Consider the following 1278-nt stretch of genomic DNA (forward strand, 5'->3'; position numbering starts at 1 on the left):
GAGCATAATCTAACAGGTGAAAGTCCTAAGTGTGCCCGGTAGTGGGAAACACATAGCCAAAGGCAAGGGTGTCCATCGTGAGCTGGAATCTGAAGGAAGCCCTAGGCAAACTCTTGGTCTGACGAATAGAAATCATATAAGGCAGTTACGTAGGATAAGCTTGCACAACAAAGTAAAGTCCAAAAACTACACGGAATACGTAAATGTAGATGTGGCAGATAGATGAGAGGAAAGAACATGCCCTTACCCGAGGAGGTCTCACTAACGAAACAGTAGTAACAACGAATAGTGAGAAGTCAGCAGAAGTCATAGTACTAGTTAAAACTAGGAAGGACCGAACTACAGGAGGTATAAATTTATGAAAGAAACTAATCATGGCAAAGACTGTAGAAAATCAACCAGACTAATCAAAGATAACTCGGAAAGTGAAAATAAATTAGCTGGACACAGTCATGATAAGATTAACTCAAAAGAAAATACCAAAAATGAACTAATTGAGAAAATACTCCATCGAGACAACCTAAATGAAGCCTTTAAAAGAGTAAAATCCAACAAAGGTACAGCAGGAATAGATGGAATAACAACAGAAGAACTCCTAGAACATCTAAAAGAAAACAAAGATAAAATACTAGGACAAATAAGAGCGAGGAAATACAAGCCCAAAGCAGTAAAAAGAGTACAAATACCAAAATCAAATGGTAAGAAACGAAATCTAGGAATACCCACAACAACAGATAGGGTAATACAACAAGCAATAGCACAAATACTAAGCCCAATATATGAAAATAAATTCTCAGAAAACAGCTATGGATTTAGACCAAATAGAAATGCACATGATGCCCTAAAAAGGATAAAAGAAATAGCAGAAGAAGGATACACTTGGGTAGTAGACTTAGACCTAGAAAAATACTTCGACACAGTAAACCAATCCAAACTCATACAAATCCTATCAGAAGAAATAAAAGATGGAGATGTAATATCCTTAATACACAAATATCTAAAATCAGGAATAATGATAGATGAAATAAAAGTAAAATCAGACAAAGGAGTCCCACAAGGCGGTCCCCTAAGTCCATTACTCGCAAACATCTACCTAAATGAAGCTGACCAAGAACTTGAAAAATGGGGATACAAATTTGTAAGATATGCAGACGACATGCTAATATTTGCAAGAAATAGAAAAGCAGCCGAAAGATACTACAAAAGAGTCAAAAAGCTGTTAGAAGGAAAATTAAAGCTTAAAGTCAATGAGGAAAAGACCTCAATAAGAAAATTAAG

1 protein-coding gene is annotated in these 1278 nt (G+C 35.8%); it reads left to right on the forward strand.

Annotation, left to right across the window (positions count from 1 at the left end; genetic code table 11):
• Window positions 1–358: 358 nt before the first annotated feature.
• Window positions 359–1278, forward strand: a 920-nt coding sequence (gene ltrA, locus AC1EJ5_RS09990) for a group II intron reverse transcriptase/maturase (RefSeq protein WP_479816011.1), incomplete at its 3' end; no start/stop codon positions are given.

Source organism: Anaerococcus sp. C0059F3, from assembly GCF_056590475.1.